Here is a 16162-nt window from a genome sequence, read left to right on the forward strand (position 1 = left end):
CATGGCGATTTCGATCAATCCCGTGAATCCCGTGACTGCCGCCCAACAGGTTGGCGGCGTGGCGCCGGAGCTCGTGTTGCAGCCGGGCAGCGTGGTCAACGCCCAGGTCCTGCAGATTCTCTCCGCCGATCTGGTGCGGATCGCGATCGCCAACCTCACGATCGACGTCGGTACGCAAATTCCGCTGCAGCAGGGACAGGCGCTGCAACTGGCGGTCTCGAACACCAGCGACGGCATCCGCCTCGCGCTGGTCGGGCAGGGCGGCGATGCGGCCGGTGCCTCGCCGGATGCCGTGACGCTGTCACCTGATGTGCAGGTCGATGCCGCCAATCGTCCGACCATCGTCGCGCCAAAGAGCGTGCTGACGCCGGTCGAGCGCGCGGCGGTGTCGGCGGCGGCGCAGAGCGCGGCCACCGAACAGAACAGTCTCGCGCCGTTGTTTGCCAATCTCGGCGCCGCGGCATCCTCAGGCAATCTGCCGCCGAAACTGCAGCAGGCGATTGCGCAGGTGCTGGCGCAGCAGACCAGCCTCGATCAAAACCTCGACGGCGGCGACATCAAAACGGCGTTTCAGAAATCAGGCATCTTGCTGGAGGCTTCGCTGGCGTCCGGTTCGGTTCCGCCATCAGGCGCGCCCGACCTGAAGGCCGCGCTGATCGTGCTGCGTCAGACGCTGCAAACGGCGCTCGGCACCAGTGCTGCGGTCACAGCGCCGACGGCGTCGGTTGCGGCGCAGGCGGCGACGCAAACCGCTTCGGCGGCGCCGAGTGTTGCGCCGTCAAGTGTTACGTCGTCAGGTCTTGCGCCGTCTTCACTCGAACTCGATGTCCAGGAAATACTGCTGCCGCAGGCGCGCCTGGCTGTAGCTGAGGATCTCGTGCAAACCGCTGTCGGCGGCCGCAGCGCGCTGGCGGCGGCCCTGCACGCCGGACCGACCGCAGGCGCGACCTTGAACCTGTTGCAGGAAGCGCTGCAGGAACTCGGCAATCCGGCGCGGCTTGCCGCCACGCTGAAGGACATCCGTGACGGCGACGTCACCATCCATACCAATACGCCGCCGCCGCCGTTCCGCGGCTCGGCACCGACACCGCAGCCGATCGCTTCACCCTCGATTGCGCCTGATGCGCCGCTCTCGACCACTGCGCACCATCTGCTCGACAACACCGATGCCGCGATCGCGCGGCAAACCCTGCTGCAGGTCGCCTCGCTGCCAGACCGTATCGACGCCGCGGGGCCGCGCATCGACACCACGGCGCCAAACTGGAATTTCGAGATTCCGTTCGTGACGCCGCAGGGCACGGCGATGGCGCAGTTCGAGATTTCCCGCGACGGCGGCGGCGAAGGCGTCGAGGCCGCCAAGCGGGTGTGGCGGGCGCGCTTCTCGATCGACGTCGAACCGTCAGGCCCGATCCATGCGCAGATTTCGCTGGTCGGTGACAAGACCTCGGTGCGGATGTGGGCGGAACGGCCCGCGACCGCGGCACAGCTGCGCGCCGGTGCCCCGCAACTGAGCAAGCAGCTCAGCCGCGCCGAACTTCAACCCGGCGACATCGTGATCCGCGACGGTAACCCGCCCCAGGCAGCCCCCGCACGCGCCGGGCATTTTCTGGACCGCGCGCTATGAGCGTCGATGTCAGGAATCAGCTCGCGGTCGCGCTGCATTATGACAAGACCGGTGCGCCGCGGGTCACCGCCAAGGGCAAGGGCGTCATCGGCGCCAAGATCATCGAAATCGCCAAACAGCACGACATCCCGATCGAAGAGAACGAGGTGCTGGCGGGCGCCTTGTCCAATGTCGAACTCGGCGATGAAATCCCGGCGGACCTGTACAAGGCGGTGGCCGAAGTCCTGATTTTCGTGCTTCGGCTGTCGGGCAAAATCCGCTAGAAACCCGTCCAATCCAGCCCTCGCTGTCATCGTATTACCACGATGCCGTCCACATCGTTCCCACGCCATTCAACCAGCCCGGATACCAACCCGTGATCCATCGTCGCCATGCGCTCGGTCTGTTTGCCGCCGCCAGCCTGTTGCCGTCGCGTAGCTTTGCCAACGTCTCCTACCAGCGCAGCGAATTTCGCGAGGATCTCGCCAAGCGGTTTTTCGATCTCGGCACCGAGGGCACCTTCGTCGGCTACAAGGTCGACGACTACCTGATCATCGCCAGCGACAAGGTGCGCTCGGGCGAGGCCAAGCTGCCGGCCTCGACCTTCAAGATTCCGAATTCGATCATTGCGCTGGAAACCGGCGTGGTCGCCGATCCCGACAAGGACGTTTTCAAGTGGGACGGCGTGACCCGCAGCATCGAAGCCTGGAACAAGGACCACACCTTGCGCTCGGCGATCGCGGTCTCCGCGGTGCCGGTCTATCAGGAGATCGCCCGCCGCATTGGCGCCGAGCGGATGCAGAAATATGTCGACCTGCTTGACTACGGCAACCGCGACATCGGCGGCGGCATCGACCAGTTCTGGCTGACCGGCAATATGCGCATCGACCCGATCCAGCAGGTCGATTTTGTCGATCGCCTGCGGCGCGGCGTGCTGCCGGTTTCCAAGCGCAGCCAGGATCTGGTGGGGGACATTTTGCCGGTGACGAAAGTCGGCGACGCCACCATCCGCGCCAAGAGCGGTCTCTTGGGCGCGGAGGTCGGCAAGCCTTCGCTCGGCTGGATGGTCGGTTGGGCCGAGAAGGGCAGCCAGCAGACCGTGTTCGCGATGAACATGGATGTGCGCGATCCCAGCCAGATCCCGGCGCGCATGACGGTGACGCAGCAGTGCCTCACCGATATCGTGGCGATCTGACGGGCTGACCTGCACTTCGCCTCTCCCGCTTGCGGGGGAGGCCGACGCGCTCGAAGAGCGAGGCGGGTGGGGGCTCTCTCCACGGAGGGAATCTCGATGCGGAGGCACCCCCACCCCAACCCTCCCCCGCAAGCGGGAGAGGGAGCGCAGTGCCGATGTCGCCGCATCTTGGATCTCATATGCGATTGCCTAGCTGGCGCGCGGGAGCGAGCTGAACTAGCATTTCCTCACAAGAACAAACGGAGGAAATCATGCCCGCATCGTCGCTCTGGATGTCGTCTCTCGTGGTCGCGGCCGCCGGCGGCTGGTTTGCCGCCACGATGTTTGCGGCTCCCGCCACCAGCAAGGAGCCGCGCTTCCCGCAGCTCACCATGGATCAGCTCGACGAGAAGCAGAAGCCGCTCGGCGAGCAGATCATGAAGGTCTCCAGCGTCGGCCTCGGCGGGCCGTATAATCCGATGATCCGCAGCCCGGTGCTGGGCCAGCGGCTGTACGATCTGTTCTATTACCTGCGCTGGCAGACCTCGGTGCCGACCAAGCTCAACGAGTTCGCGATCCTGGTGATCGGCCGGCAATGGCGCTCGCAGGTCGAATGGTTTGCGCATGCGCCGCTGGCGGCCAAGGCCGGGCTGTCGGCCGACATCATCGCTGACCTCAAGGCCGGCAAGCGTCCGTCCGGCATGGCCGAGGACGAGGCGCTGGTTTACGATTTCGTCACTGAACTGACGACCACGCAAAAGGTCTCCGACGAAACCTATGCGAGGGCCAAGAAGGTGTTCAACGATCAGCAGATCGTCGATCTCACCGCGGTCGCCGGTAACTACGTCATGGTAGCGATGCTGCTGGCGATGGCGGAAGAGACTGTCCCTCCCGGCAAGGAGCCGCCGTTCAAGGTCGGGGAGAAGTAGGGGCTCGGAATTCTCCAAGTCGTCATGCCCGGGCTTGACCCGGGCATCCACGTTCTTCGATCGCCAGAAGTAAGTCGTGGATGGCCGGGTCAAGCCCGGCCATGACGAGATGGGGTTGCCTCATCCCAGCTTGAACAGCGCCTGCAAAAACTCGCTCACGGCCTTGCGCGCTTCCATCGCAGTGGCCGGATTGCCGCCGACATGCGGGCCGAGTTCGATGCAGGCATCCTTGTAGCTGAACGGCGCTTGCGTATCGGCGTTCATCAGGACGCCGCCTTCGCCTTCTTTCAAATGACAATTGCGCGCGGTCTGCGCGCCTGACGATACCGACGTGGTGTTGGTGCCGAGCAGGCCGGAATCGAAGCCATGCGGCGAGTCCGGATATTCGGTCAGCGTCACGTCGCGCTTGGCGTCCTGCAGCCGCGCCAGATAGGCCTTGCAGCTTGCGACGGGATTGTAATCGTCGGGCGTGCCGTGAAAGATCCGGATCGGTGCGGCGGCGACCTCGGTGTCTGACGCGTAGGTGGTCGAACAGTCCGGATAGAACGGGATGTAGCCGGCGAATGTTGCGCCCGACTTGTTCCAGAGCTTGTGGAAGCGGTCGAGGCTGGCATAGAGCGCGGCCTGGCCGCCGCGGGAGAATCCCATCAGCACGATGCGGTCGGGATCGACCCGCGGATGCTTCGCCAGGATTTCCAGCGAGCGGTAGATGTCGACGATCAGGTTGAGCCGGCCGAGCAGGGCCTGGTTGGGGCCGACCACCGTCAGCCCGCGGCCGGAAAAACCGTCGATCACGAAGGTCGAAATCCCCATCGCGTTGAACTGATGCACCCAGGCTTCAATGGTCGAACTGACGCCGCTCGAGCCGTGCATCAGCACCACCACCGGCAGCTTGCCGGTGCCCTGCGCGACGCGGAATTCGCCGGCGACGGTGACCGGCTTGCCGTTGGCGTCGCCGGACAGGAACTGCTGGTCGGAGATGGTCAGCGACGGGATCGCGTAGATCTCGACGCGGGCGGCCATCTCCTTGGGAATCGATTGCGCGTTGGTCTCGATGCAGGTGAGCCAAACGCCGGTGCAAAAGATCGCCGCCGTGACGGCGACGCGCCAGTCTGCCTGCATCGTTTCCCCCAAAAGCGGCTGTTATTGAATCCCGTCAGCCTTTGGAGAGAGTACAGCAAGCAGCCAATCGGCTGTCAATTCGGCTGCTTCCCGATCCGCCCTAGATGGGTAAACCCGAAACCGGCGGCGTATTTCAAACCATAGCCGAGCATGCGGTCGAAGCCGATATGGGCCAGCCAGATCATCGCGATCGAGAGCACCAGCGGCGAAGAGGCGGCAAATCCGAACGTCATCATCGCCATCGGCGCCAGGTAGCTGTGGGCGGCATTGTAGATCATGGCGCCGAACTTGGGTCCGGCGAGATAGGCTGCAAAGCTGAGGTCGGGCGCGAGGAACAGGATGGCATAGATCCACCACGATCCGTCCCAGACCCCGTACAGCAGCGTCATCCCCGCAAACAGCGCCAGCCCCTCCAGCCGGAGCAGCGTTCGCACGCCGCCGGAGGCGGCGCCCGGGCCTTCGGTGGCCCGGCCTTCGGTGCCCGGGCCGATAGTGCCCGGGCCGACAGTGCCCGTCGTGTCGGCGTTTGCAGTATCGGTCATGAAGTCCCCTTCAGGTCAGGCAGCGGATATAAGGGCCGCGGGGCGGCGGTACCAGATGCCGGGAGGGGTGTTTCCGGTTCGGAAAAGGCCGTGTTAGAAGGCCCTCAAATCGGTAGCCAAGACGGGCGGAAGCAGATGAAAGATATTTTGGACACCCTCGAAGAACGGCGCGCCGGCGCCAAGCTCGGCGGCGGCGAAAAGCGCATCGAGGCGCAGCACGCCCGCGGCAAGCTGACCGCGCGGGAGCGCATCGAGCTCTTGCTCGACAAGGGCTCGTTCGAGGAATTCGACATGTTCGTCGAGCACCGCTCCACCGAATTCGGCATGGAGAAGAACAAGATCCCCGGCGACGGCGTCGTCACCGGCTGGGGCACCGTCAACGGCCGCAAGACTTTTGTGTTCGCCAAGGATTTTACCGTGTTCGGCGGCTCGCTGTCCGAGACCCACGCGCTGAAGATCACCAAACTGCAGGACATGGCGATGAAGGCGCGGGCGCCGATCATCGGGCTCTATGACGCCGGCGGCGCGCGCATCCAGGAAGGTGTCGCCGCGCTGGCGGGCTATTCCTATGTGTTCCGCCGCAACGTCATTGCATCCGGCGTGATCCCGCAGATCTCCGTCATCATGGGTCCCTGCGCCGGCGGCGACGTCTATTCGCCTGCCATGACCGACTTCATCTTCATGGTGAAGAACACGAGCTACATGTTCGTCACCGGCCCCGACGTGGTCAAGACCGTCACCAACGAAGTCGTGACCGCCGAAGAACTCGGCGGCGCCTCGGTGCACGCGACGCGCTCCTCGATCGCCGACGGCGCCTTCGAGAACGACGTCGAGACGCTGTTGCAGATGCGCCGGCTGATCGATTTCCTGCCGTCCAACAACACCGACGGCGTGCCGGAATGGCCGAGCTTCGACGACATCGAACGCGTCGACATGTCGCTGGATACGCTGATCCCCGACAATCCGAACAAGCCCTACGACATGAAGGAGCTGATCCTGAAAGTCGTGGACGAGGGCGACTTCTTCGAGATTTCGGAGACCTTTGCCAGGAACATCGTCACCGGTTTCGGCCGCATCGCCGGCCGCACCGTCGGCTTCGTCGCCAACCAGCCGATGGTGCTGGCGGGCGTGCTCGATAGCGATGCCTCGCGCAAGGCGGCGCGCTTCGTGCGTTTCTGCGACGCCTTCAACATTCCGATCGTGACGTTTGTGGACGTGCCGGGCTTCCTGCCGGGCACCGCGCAGGAATACGGCGGCCTGATCAAGCACGGCGCCAAACTGCTGTTCGCCTATTCGCAGTGCACGGTGCCGCTCGTCACCGTCATCACCCGCAAGGCCTATGGCGGCGCGTTCGACGTGATGGCGTCAAAGGAAATCGGCGCCGACATGAACTACGCCTGGCCGACCGCGCAGATCGCCGTGATGGGCGCGAAGGGCGCGGTGGAGATCATCTTCCGCAGCGACATCGGCGACTCCGATGCGATCGCCGCGCGCACCAAGGAATACGAGGACCGTTTCCTGTCACCGTTCATCGCCGCCGAACGCGGCTATCTCGACGACGTCATCATGCCGCACTCGACCCGCAAGCGCATCGCCCGCGCGCTGGCGATGCTGAAAGACAAGCATGTCGAGATCCCGATGAAGAAGCACGACAATTTGCCGTTGTGAGATTCTGCGACGCGCCAGCTTCGTAGGGTGGGTTAGGCGAAGCCGTAACCCACCGAAGTCTTGCCGCGCGGACGGCTCAGCCGGTGGGTTACGCCTTCGGCTAACCCACCCTACGAAGCTGCAAAGCCGGCAATGATCGAGATCACCAGCGCGTAGCCTGCGCGGTCCGCTCCGTCGTGCCTTTCAAACATTCGCGCGCGGCCTCGATCTGCGCATCGGTTGCGCCGTGACTTCGCGCCCACATTTCTGCTGCCGAAGCCGAATACTTTGCCACGTAAACCCGGACCATCGCGCAGGACATGCGCTGCACGACGCCTCGTTCGGCAAGCGCTTCGGATGGTGGTGAAAGAGATAACGTCAGCGCAACAGCGCCAATTCCACGCAACAGCATGGTGCCCCCGTTAGTATCGATGTGAATTACCCCGGAGGCAGAGAATCAGAGTTCGTTCTGATCCGCAAATTAAACTGACGCGCAGAACGAGCTGTCACCAGGAATTGGTGTAACGGCGCGCCAATCGAAGAGTCGCTGAAAAAGTTCCTGCATGGAACTCATCGGGACCAATCGCAGATCGTGACTTTGGTGGGTTACGCCTTCCGCCTTCGCTCTACGAGCTACGGCGGACAAGTCGGCTGACCCACCCTACGAAGCGTTCACTGCCCCAGCTTCGCCAGCGTCCCCAGCTTGGCCGCTTCGATCGAGCGTGCTGCATCCTCTTCCAACAGCAATCGTTCCGCGACGGCACGCGCGGCCTCGCGCTTCACCGCCGCGACATACGCCGCATCATCCGCATAGCGCGCCTCGATCGACGGCCGTGGGTCGTTGGCGTCTTTCCTTGCGGCTTCCGTCGGCGCGAACGGCAACACCGCGCCTTGCAATGGATAGAACGCGGTGGGGCCGTAACCTGCGGCGCGGGGATTCCAGCCGGTATAGGTCGCTCGCGGAACCGCCAGCGCCAGCAGGTGCACGCCTGCGATCGCCATGCCGTCGGTGTCCGCGCGCGGCACGAACACGGGGTAGCCGCCGATCTCCTTGGGTGGCAGCACGCTCTGGTCGGAGAATTCAGCCGTCGTGTATCTCGCGGCATAGGGCAGGCCGGGGATGTTCGAGGGCACCGCGCCTTCGGCCGGCACCAGCGTGCCCTGGGCGCGCATCGGTACGCGGCTGGCGGGCGGGGTGACGCCGTCGCGGATCCAACTGTCGAGATCGGACAGCAGCGCCCGCATCGGCGCACCCGAATGCATCGGGTTCTGCGGCAGCGCCATCGCGGGCACGGCGTGCATGCGGTCGTTGGGTCCGGCGAAATGCGGCGTGCCCGCGATCATGTAGGCGCGGACATTGTCGGGGAGGTCGAGGTGATTGCCCTGCAAGTCGGTCACCAGTAGCGAGGCATGCGAGGCCCACCATTCGTGCTCGCTGTCGGTCTGCATCACCTTCGGGCAGGTGGCGTTCAGCGAACAGCGGCGCAGCAGACCGTCGGTGCGGCCGGTGAGGGGATCGCTCAAGCTCGCATAGGTGAACGGGAACAGGTCGGCCTGCCAGGCCGGGTCCTGTGGGTGGCGCGGGTTGCGGCCGGGCTGGCCGAACCGCAGGTTGGTCGCCATTCGCCGTGTGCCCGCGATATGCGGCATCAGCCCGTCGAACACGACGCGGCCTTCGGTGTCTTCGTTGAAACCGAGATAGAGGAAGTCGCGCAGGAATCGCCCGGACTGCGAGACGCCGAAGCCGATCGCGCGGTTGACCTGCGGGTTCAGCCCTGCGAGCAGAGGATTGGCGGAACTGCGGTCGTGCCGCAGGAAACTTGCGACGTCGCGCACGGCTGCGAACGATAGGCCCAGCAGCGCCGGATCGCGCGCCGTATACGTGACTTCATAGAGCGCGCCGGCATCGAAACCCTCCGGCCGCGTGATCTCGACCGTGGTCGGATCGACCAGCCGCACCGCAAGTTTTGCCGGCGTCCGCCGCGGATCCGCCCAGGCGGCGCGGACGGTGACGGCAAGGTTGGCCGGATCCGCCGCCGGCCAGGTCAGCGTGGCGCGCGCCGGGCTGGTGGTGTTGTCGAACACGAATTCTTCGCGAACCGGTCCGGTGACGCCTTTCAGCACCGGTGCGGCCAGCGCCATCTGCCCCGGCTTGGACGGAATGTCGGCCTGCCAGCCGACCCAGACCATCGTAAAACCCTGGCGGTGCAGGAAGCCGATGCCGGCATCGTCGGCGGCCTCGGCGCGGTTGGCGCCGGGCTGAGCGGAGTCGTCGAATAGCTGCGGCGCGAGTTTCCGGCCGCGGTTCGGCACTTCGAGCAGCAGCGTGCCGTTGCCATGGGTGGGGTCGGCCGGGCGCAGGATCACGACGTCGGCGGTGGCTTCGACCCGCCCGTCCGCGTTGCGCCGCGCCAGGGCAATATCGGCGATGACGGCGTTGCGGTCGTCGGCCGGATCGAGCGCGATGGTGGCCCGTGCGGTGATCCGCTCGTAAGGCCCGACCTCGCCAAAACTGCGGCCCGCGAAGGCCGGCACGCGTTCGAGTACATCGAACTTGACGACCTGCGCCGCTAGCGCGGTTGGGAAAGTGCAGGCTGCGGCGATGACGAAAGCCACGATCTTGCGCATGGGCCTGCTTCCTCCCGGGTGACGCCGGAAGGTTTGCCCCTCCTTGTGCGTTAGTTTCGTCTCTGCCCGATTTTAGGCAGCATTGCCGTTATTGTCGATCAGGCCGCGCGTCGCGCCGGACGCAGGGCAGCTGTGTCACCCGAATTTCTCAGCAAGGGGAGCTTGCGCCATGTCTACCCTGTTCGCCTTCCTGCATCACCTCGCGGCCTTTACGCTGGTAGCGGCGCTGGCGGTGGAGTTCACGCTGATCCGGCAGGAACTGACGCTGGCCTCGGCGCGGCGGCTGCAGGTCACGGACATGGTGCTCGGCATCGCCGCCGGCTTCCTGTTGATCGTAGGTCTTTGCCGGGTGTTCTTCTTCGAGAAGGGCTCCGACTATTATTTCCACAGCCATGCTTTCCTTGCGAAATTCTCGATCTTCATCGTGGTCGGGCTGTTGTCTGTGATCCCGACCGTCGAATTTCTGTCATGGAACAAGCCGCTGCGGGATGGGCAGGTGCCTAAGGTCAGCGCCAAGCAGCTACGGCTGGTGACCGTGATCATTCATGGCGAGCTGTTCGCGATCGCCCTCATCCTGCTCTGCGCCGCGATCATGGCGCGGGGCGGCTGGGTGTGAGGCGTTGCCGGGTGCCAATTTCAGCCCCGCGTCACCCTTCCGCCTGCGCGGGCGGTCGTATATGAGAGAATTGCTCAACTTGACGGTGGTTTGGTCCAAAATCGCGACCTGACGCTTGGTATTCAACCGGAGATGGCATGGCAATTCGATTGACGACGGTGCGATCCACGGTGGCGATGCGGCGTTGGGTTCCTCTCGCGATTGTGATGCTCGGGACTTCAGCTGCGCTGACCGCCGTCGCTCAAGCGAAACCGCCGCGCCCGGCGGCCCCCGTCGAGGCCACCGCGCCACGCGAGGCCGGTGAGCCGATCATGGCGATCGTCTCGATCAAGAGCCAGAAGGTGACATTCTACGACGCCGACGGCTGGATCCTGCGCGCGCCGGTCTCGACCGGCACCACCGGACGGGAGACGCCGGCCGGCGTCTTCGCCCTGATCGAGAAGGACAAGGACCACCATTCGAGCCTCTATGACGATGCCTGGATGCCGAACATGCAGCGCATCACCTGGAACGGTGTCGCGTTGCACGGCGGTCCGCTGCCCGGCTATGCGGCCTCGCACGGTTGCGTGCGGATGCCGTTCGGCTTTGCGGAAAAACTGTTCGACAAGACCCATATCGGCATGCGGGTGATCATTTCACCTGAGGACGCCGAGCCGGTCGAGTTCTCGCATCCGTCGCTGTTCGTGCCGAAGCCGGACGTGATCGCGGCAGCTCCTGCCAAGGCCGAGGCGCTGCCGCGCGAGGCGGCGGAGGCTGCCAAGGCGGCCGACGAGGCGAAGAAAGCGGCCGCGACGGCGACGCGCGAGACCGCCACGCTGACCGCGTCGTTGAAGAAGCTGGAAGGGCTCAAGAAGCGCGCTGATGCCGAGGCCGCCTATGCCGACAAGGCACTCGCCGCCGCCAAGACCGACCAGGCGAAGGCAAAGGCCGAGGAGTTCAAGGAGAAGGCAGAGGCCAAGGCTACCGAGGCGGGGACACAGCTCGACACGGCCAGGAACGATTCAAAGGCGAAGCTCGATGCTCTCGCTGCAGCCAAGGATGCGGTCAAGACGACCCAGGCCAAGAAGGCCGAGACTGCCAAGGCGGCGCTCGACGCCAGGCTCGCGATGGAGCCGGTATCGGTCTACGTCAGCCGCTCGACGCAAAAACTTTACGTGCGGCGTAACACCCACAAGCCGGCGCCGGACGGCGGCGGCGAGGTGTTCGATACCACCATCGAGCTTCCCATCACGATCCGCGACCCCAACAAGCCGATCGGCACGCACATCTTTACCGCGATGGCGAAGAACGACGCCGGCCTGCGCTGGAGCGTCGTCACCATCGACCACGGCGACGAAGCCAAGGACGCGCTCGACCGCATCACCATGCCGCAGGAGATCCTCGACCGCATCGCGCCTACGGCCGTGCCACGATCCTCGATCGTGATTTCGGACGAGCCGCTGAGCAGCGAGACCAACTATCGCACCGAGTTCGTCGCAGTCCTGAGCAACCAGCCCCAGGGCGGCTTCATCACGCGCAAGCCCACGGCCAACGTCCTCGTTGCGGACGACGGCAGCAACGACGGCTGGGGCTTCTTTTTCGGGCGCAGTCCGGAACCGCAGCCTGTGAATCCGCGGCAGCGGGGCGGCCAGCAATACTATCGTCAGGTGCAACCGCAGCCGTACTATCAGCGGCAATGGCAGCCGGGCTGGTAGCACATCGTCGGAGACTACTTCCGCCTTCGCTCGTTGAGCTACGGCGGACGAGTCGCCTGCGCGCGCAATCAAAAATTCATGTCGCGCGCTGCGACAAAATGGCGCGACGGGCAAATCACCAAAAGTCTGTCCAGCCCTTCGGATAAAAATATTTCTGTTGAGCCGTCGGGCAAATCAGTCGTTTAACTCCGCTTGTCTCCCGCGACGAGAGGGGCGCTCGCGATCGTCACGACGTGCGGTGAGATGCGGTGGACGCAGGGTCACGACTGACGAGCGTGGCTTTCGCGTACGGCGAAATCGTTTGGGTCCGACGCCCCGGTGCTGGCGTCAAGTCGGTGGAAGCGAAAGCTGAGGTCGATGATGGTGGCAAGAAAGCCGGTCACCAGGACGAACTCGTATAAGCCGTAAAGCCATTGCGCAGGGAAGGCCGGAGGCTCTCCGCTGAACCTGTATGCTCGTGTGCAGCATTCTTACTAACATGGCACGCGAGACCGCGGGTGCAGCGCGCATCCGGTCTTCCCTGCGCCCTCTATTTTCGAGGGCCAAGGTTTCTAGCAAAACTCCGGGCGCTATGCGCCGCGAGATCGCGAAGCCGTATTCAGAGCTATCAACGTCATTGCGAGGAGCGAAGCGACGCGGCAATCCATTTCGCCGCACAAAGAAAGACTGGATTGCTTCGCTTCGCTCGCAATGACGGGGAGATTTTGGTGCCCGGTCATCTGACGGCGGCCACGACGTCGTTAGAGAACGAACATCGTCAATTGATAAAGCGCATAGGCGACTTCGAAGCCGACCAGAACCAGGGCTGCGATCATCAAATAAAAGCTGAAATGCATGAAGGGCTTGAAACCAAATAATTTCGCGACCTGCGCCGACCTTGCGCCAAGGACGCCAACCAAATTCACTGCGTGTCGGGACACGCGAGCGTCCGGCGATACGGCCGTATGCAACTGGGAACAGAGGGCCTCCGCCGCCGCGGAAGCGTCCCGTCCGTTCAGATGCCTTGTCAGATGCCCTGGAAAATCTTGATTCCCCACAGCACCACGACGATGGCCGATACCAGCGTGGCCGCCGTCAACACACTCTCTAAGGAAGCTACTCTCATGACACTCTCCGCTTCCTACCCCGCTCAGCGGTCTAAATGATTCGGCGATTCCGCGGCAATCGTGCGGTTACGATTGCCTTAATGTCGTTGACGATTGTGGTTTGCAGGCCACATATCTCCGTAAGTTCCCGTATGAAGTTCGTGATATCAAGAGTTCCGCACTGATACCGCTCCAAAAACAACAAGAGGAAACTCCATGGCACGCGTGCGCTGCATCACTGAAATGGGCATGGGCGTCGATGTTCACGGCAAGGACGCCACCAAGGCCGCCAAGCGCGCCGTCTCCGACGCTATCAGACATTCCAGCCTCGGTTTCTTCCGCATGCTGGGCAAGACCGCCAAGGACATGTTCGTCGACGTCACCATCGCCGTGCCCGATCCGAGCCTGGTCGATACCGCTGCGGTCGCCAAGGAACTGCCCTACGGCACCATCACCGTCACGGCCGTGAAGGGCGGGCTGGAAATTCCCGCCGAAACCGGCGGTGACTCCGTCGTCATTGCCAACGCCGCCGTCATCGTCAGCCTCGACGACGGCAGGTAAGCATGATCCGGAAAAGTGGACACCGGTTTTCCGAAAAAGATCATGCTCAAAATAAACTAGCCGTCCATCACAACGAGATCGTGAGCCCATCATGACAGAAGACAGCAGTGCCTATTGGAAGCGATCGCGGGTCGAACTGCGCGCCGCCGGCTTCGATCCCGACCGCGCCGCGCAGACCAGCGCGGTGGTGACGATCGCCAGCGCCTGGACCAACGCCCATCGCTGCAACAACCGCGTCCGCACCATCAGCGATCTGCTCATAGAAATTCTGGCCGAGCGCGGCGGGCAGGGCCTGGTCGTCGGCGCACCCGCGGTGTCTGATGCGTTGACCCAGGGCACGCCGACGGCGGGCTACAGTCTCGCGTCCCGCGACGTCGTCGCCGACTGTTTCGAGATCGGCCACTACGCCCACCATGGCGACGCCATGATCGTGATTTCCGGCTGCGACAAGACCGGCGCCGCGGCGCTGATGCCGCTGGCGCGGACCAATGCCTTCGGGCTCGTGCTCTATCCCGGCACCAGTTCGCCGGGGAGCGTCTCCTTCGGCGCCTGGGCCAGCAAGGGTAATAATCTCACGATCATGGATTATGCTGAGGCGCGCGCCGCCAACGAGTCCGGCCGCATTCCCGAGGCGGAATTGCTCGAAGTCGAGCGCAACGTGATGCCGGGCAGCGGCACCTGCGGGGCAATGTTCACGGCCAACACCATGAGCACGATTGCGGAAGCGATCGGCATGATGTTGCCGCGCGGCGCCTCGCATCCCGCCGACTACAACGCCCGCAGCGATATCCATGCCGACGTCCGCGCCCAGGCGCGCGCCTCGGTCGATGCGCTCTATCGATTGATGGAAGCCGGTATCCGGCCGCGCGACATCATGACCGAACGCGCTTTCGAGAATGCGATCACGACCGTCTACGCAATGGGCGGCTCGACCAACATGTACCTGCATCTGCTGGCGGTCGCCCGCGAGGCGCAGGTGCCGATCGGAATCGAGCGCATCCAGCAAATCGGCGAGCGGGTGCCGCTACTGGCCAATCTGCAACCGCACGGCCCGTTCGCGATGGGCAGCCTGCATGCGATCGGCGGCGTGCCGGTCGTGATGAAGGAACTGCTGCGCGCCGGCCTGCTGCATGGCGACGTCATGACGGTGACCGGCAAGACGCTGGCGGAAAATCTCGCCGCGGTTCCGACGCTGGACCAGATGGCACCCCAGCAGATCGTGCTCCCGGTGGAAAAGCCGATCGCGCCGCCCAACAATCACATCAGCGTTCTGAAGGGCAATCTGGCGCCGGAGAGTTGCCTGCTGAAACTGTCGGGCAAGGTGCTCGAAAAGGGCCAGTTCCGCGGCACCGCGCGCGTGTTCGAATCCGAGGCCGGGACCATGGCGGCGATCCGCGCCGGCGACATCAAGCCGGGCAATGTCATCGTGGTCCGCAATGTCGGCCCGGTCGGCGGGCCCGGCATGCCCGAAATGGTGATGCTGACGATTCAGTTGCAGGGGCGGGGCCTCGGCGAGGATGTCGCGCTGATCACCGACGGCCGCTTTTCCGGCGTCTCGCACGGCATTCTGATCGGCCATGTCTCGCCGGAAGCGGCGCGGGGCGGTCCGATCGCGGCGGTGCGCGACGGCGACGTCATCGTGATCGATCCCGGCGCCCGCACCGTGAACCTCGAAGTGCCAGCGGAAGAAATTGCCCGGCGCATGGCCGATTGGCGCGAGCCGAATTCCGTCAAGCAGGTGCGCAGGGGATCGGTGCACGACAAATACATCCGGCTAGTGTCGTCGGCGCATTACGGCTGCGTGCTGTGACGGGGCGGGCGTAGAGTTTTCCATGCCGCATCCGCTCGATCATCCGATCTGGACCGCGTTGACGACCCGGCAACAGGCGCTGGCCGAAGGCGGCGACGAGGCACGGCGCTATCCCACCGCGATCACGCCGTTCGCGGACATGCCGGAACTATCGCCGCGCGGGTTTGCAAGCCTCGGCGCGATGATGCTGGGCTCCGAGATCGCGGTGCTGTTCACGCCCGACCCCGTGACGGTGCCGGCCGAATTCAAGATGCTGCTGGCCGAGCCAGGCGAGCAGATGATCGGGACGCCGGCCGACGTTCCGGCAGGCGATGTCGACATTCTCACGCTCGGCGTTGCCGACGTTCCCGACATGATGGCGTTGACCGCGCTGACAAAACCCGGTCCGTTCAGCGCGCGCACGCACGAACTCGGGACCTTCCTCGGCATCCGCGTCGGCGGCGAACTGGTTGCGATGGCTGGCGAGCGCATGAAGCCCGCCGATTACACCGAGATGACGGCGGTCTGTGTCCATCCGGCGCACCGCGGCCACGGCTACGGGCAAATCCTGCTGTCTGCGATTTCCCGTCAGATTACGGCGCGCGGCGAAATCCCGTTCCTGCATGTCTTCACCAGCAACGCCTCAGCCATCGCGCTCTATCGCCGCCAGAGCATGGAAATCCGACGTCGGTTTCATGTGACGGTGTTGCAGAAGCAGGTGTGATTGGACGGGCGTTATATCAGAGAAAATTACAACCCATACTTGTCGCAA

14 protein-coding genes are annotated in these 16162 nt (G+C 64.2%); 10 read left to right on the forward strand and 4 right to left on the reverse strand.

Going from position 1 to position 16162, the window contains the following annotated elements; genetic code table 11:
* The first annotated feature begins 1 nt into the window (after window position 1).
* The 4 genes from BLS26_RS32840 (at window position 2) to BLS26_RS32855 (ending at window position 3706) form a co-directional block, all read left to right on the forward strand.
* Window positions 2-1624 (forward strand): flagellar hook-length control protein FliK, encoded by a 1623-nt coding sequence (locus BLS26_RS32840; RefSeq protein WP_092516585.1) that lies wholly within the window; start codon window positions 2-4, stop codon window positions 1622-1624.
* On the forward strand, window positions 1621-1887 hold the full coding sequence (locus BLS26_RS32845) for an EscU/YscU/HrcU family type III secretion system export apparatus switch protein (RefSeq protein ID WP_092516586.1): 267 nt from the start codon (window positions 1621-1623) through the stop codon (window positions 1885-1887). Before BLS26_RS32840 ends, BLS26_RS32845 begins: the two co-directional genes overlap by 4 nt.
* 92 nt (window positions 1888-1979) lie before the next feature.
* A complete protein-coding gene (locus BLS26_RS32850; protein WP_092516587.1) occupies window positions 1980-2798 on the forward strand; it encodes a penicillin-binding transpeptidase domain-containing protein in 819 nt (272 codons plus the stop codon).
* A gap of 251 nt (window positions 2799-3049) precedes the next feature.
* The gene (locus BLS26_RS32855) at window positions 3050-3706 is read left to right on the forward strand and encodes a carboxymuconolactone decarboxylase family protein (RefSeq protein ID WP_092516588.1); all 657 of its coding nucleotides are present in this window, start codon (window positions 3050-3052) and stop codon (window positions 3704-3706) included.
* A 120-nt stretch (window positions 3707-3826) separates the two neighbouring features.
* On the opposite strand, the gene BLS26_RS32860 is transcribed toward BLS26_RS32855, so the two are convergent.
* Together BLS26_RS32860 and BLS26_RS32865 are read right to left on the reverse strand one after the other, a co-directional pair.
* Window positions 3827-4828 carry a dienelactone hydrolase family protein gene (locus BLS26_RS32860; protein ID WP_092516589.1) on the reverse strand — a complete coding sequence of 334 codons (1002 nt, stop codon included), beginning with the start codon at window positions 4826-4828 and terminating at the stop codon, window positions 3827-3829.
* A 74-nt stretch (window positions 4829-4902) separates the two neighbouring features.
* Window positions 4903-5370 (reverse strand): DUF4260 domain-containing protein, encoded by a 468-nt coding sequence (locus tag BLS26_RS32865; RefSeq protein ID WP_092516590.1) that lies wholly within the window; start codon window positions 5368-5370, stop codon window positions 4903-4905.
* A 135-nt stretch (window positions 5371-5505) separates the two neighbouring features.
* On the opposite strand from BLS26_RS32865, the gene BLS26_RS32870 reads away from it, so the two are divergent.
* Window positions 5506-7038, forward strand: coding sequence for an acyl-CoA carboxylase subunit beta (locus tag BLS26_RS32870; protein WP_092516591.1), 1533 nt, complete (start codon window positions 5506-5508; stop codon window positions 7036-7038).
* A gap of 142 nt (window positions 7039-7180) precedes the next feature.
* Here BLS26_RS32870 and BLS26_RS32875 read toward each other — a convergent pair whose 3' ends face one another.
* Both BLS26_RS32875 and BLS26_RS32880 read right to left on the reverse strand, forming a co-directional pair.
* Window positions 7181-7429: a hypothetical protein gene (locus BLS26_RS32875; RefSeq protein WP_092516592.1), complete on the reverse strand. Its 249-nt coding sequence runs from the start codon at window positions 7427-7429 to the stop codon at window positions 7181-7183.
* Window positions 7430-7689: 260 nt separating this feature from the next.
* Window positions 7690-9645: an alpha/beta hydrolase domain-containing protein gene (locus BLS26_RS32880; protein ID WP_092516593.1), complete on the reverse strand. Its 1956-nt coding sequence runs from the start codon at window positions 9643-9645 to the stop codon at window positions 7690-7692.
* Window positions 9646-9814: 169 nt separating this feature from the next.
* On the opposite strand from BLS26_RS32880, the gene BLS26_RS32885 reads away from it, so the two are divergent.
* The 5 genes from BLS26_RS32885 to BLS26_RS32905 all read left to right on the forward strand — a co-directional run bounded on the left by BLS26_RS32885 (window position 9815) and on the right by BLS26_RS32905 (window position 16114).
* Window positions 9815-10261, forward strand: coding sequence for a DUF2214 family protein (locus BLS26_RS32885; RefSeq protein ID WP_092516594.1), 447 nt, complete (start codon window positions 9815-9817; stop codon window positions 10259-10261).
* Window positions 10262-10398: 137 nt separating this feature from the next.
* Entirely contained in the window at window positions 10399-11955 is a 1557-nt protein-coding gene (locus tag BLS26_RS32890) for a L,D-transpeptidase (protein WP_092516595.1), read from the forward strand.
* Between the two features lie 1301 nt (window positions 11956-13256).
* A complete protein-coding gene (locus BLS26_RS32895) occupies window positions 13257-13601 on the forward strand; it encodes a Lin0512 family protein (RefSeq protein ID WP_092516596.1) in 345 nt (114 codons plus the stop codon).
* Between the two features lie 91 nt (window positions 13602-13692).
* Entirely contained in the window at window positions 13693-15411 is a 1719-nt protein-coding gene (locus tag BLS26_RS32900; protein WP_092516597.1) for a dihydroxy-acid dehydratase, read from the forward strand.
* A gap of 22 nt (window positions 15412-15433) precedes the next feature.
* Window positions 15434-16114, forward strand: coding sequence for a GNAT family N-acetyltransferase (locus BLS26_RS32905; RefSeq protein WP_092516598.1), 681 nt, complete (start codon window positions 15434-15436; stop codon window positions 16112-16114).
* The last annotated feature ends 48 nt before the right edge of the window (window positions 16115-16162 follow it).

The organism is Afipia sp. GAS231 (assembly GCF_900103365.1).
GTDB lineage: Bacteria > Pseudomonadota > Alphaproteobacteria > Rhizobiales > Xanthobacteraceae > Bradyrhizobium.

Excerpts from the sequence above, each read along its gene's own strand:
- BLS26_RS32840 (WP_092516585.1), top strand. The coding sequence starts at position 2 with ATGGCGATTTCGATCAATCCCGTGAATCCCGTGACTGCCGCCCAACAG.
- BLS26_RS32845 (WP_092516586.1), top strand. The coding sequence starts at position 1,621 with ATGAGCGTCGATGTCAGGAATCAGCTCGCGGTCGCGCTGCATTATGAC.
- BLS26_RS32855 (WP_092516588.1), top strand. The coding sequence starts at position 3,050 with ATGCCCGCATCGTCGCTCTGGATGTCGTCTCTCGTGGTCGCGGCCGCC.
- BLS26_RS32860 (WP_092516589.1), bottom strand. The coding sequence starts at position 4,828 with ATGCAGGCAGACTGGCGCGTCGCCGTCACGGCGGCGATCTTTTGCACC.
- BLS26_RS32865 (WP_092516590.1), bottom strand. The coding sequence starts at position 5,370 with ATGACCGATACTGCAAACGCCGACACGACGGGCACTGTCGGCCCGGGC.
- BLS26_RS32870 (WP_092516591.1), top strand. The coding sequence starts at position 5,506 with ATGAAAGATATTTTGGACACCCTCGAAGAACGGCGCGCCGGCGCCAAG.
- BLS26_RS32875 (WP_092516592.1), bottom strand. The coding sequence starts at position 7,429 with ATGCTGTTGCGTGGAATTGGCGCTGTTGCGCTGACGTTATCTCTTTCA.
- BLS26_RS32880 (WP_092516593.1), bottom strand. The coding sequence starts at position 9,645 with ATGCGCAAGATCGTGGCTTTCGTCATCGCCGCAGCCTGCACTTTCCCA.
- BLS26_RS32885 (WP_092516594.1), top strand. The coding sequence starts at position 9,815 with ATGTCTACCCTGTTCGCCTTCCTGCATCACCTCGCGGCCTTTACGCTG.
- BLS26_RS32890 (WP_092516595.1), top strand. The coding sequence starts at position 10,399 with ATGGCAATTCGATTGACGACGGTGCGATCCACGGTGGCGATGCGGCGT.
- BLS26_RS32895 (WP_092516596.1), top strand. The coding sequence starts at position 13,257 with ATGGCACGCGTGCGCTGCATCACTGAAATGGGCATGGGCGTCGATGTT.
- BLS26_RS32900 (WP_092516597.1), top strand. The coding sequence starts at position 13,693 with ATGACAGAAGACAGCAGTGCCTATTGGAAGCGATCGCGGGTCGAACTG.
- BLS26_RS32905 (WP_092516598.1), top strand. The coding sequence starts at position 15,434 with ATGCCGCATCCGCTCGATCATCCGATCTGGACCGCGTTGACGACCCGG.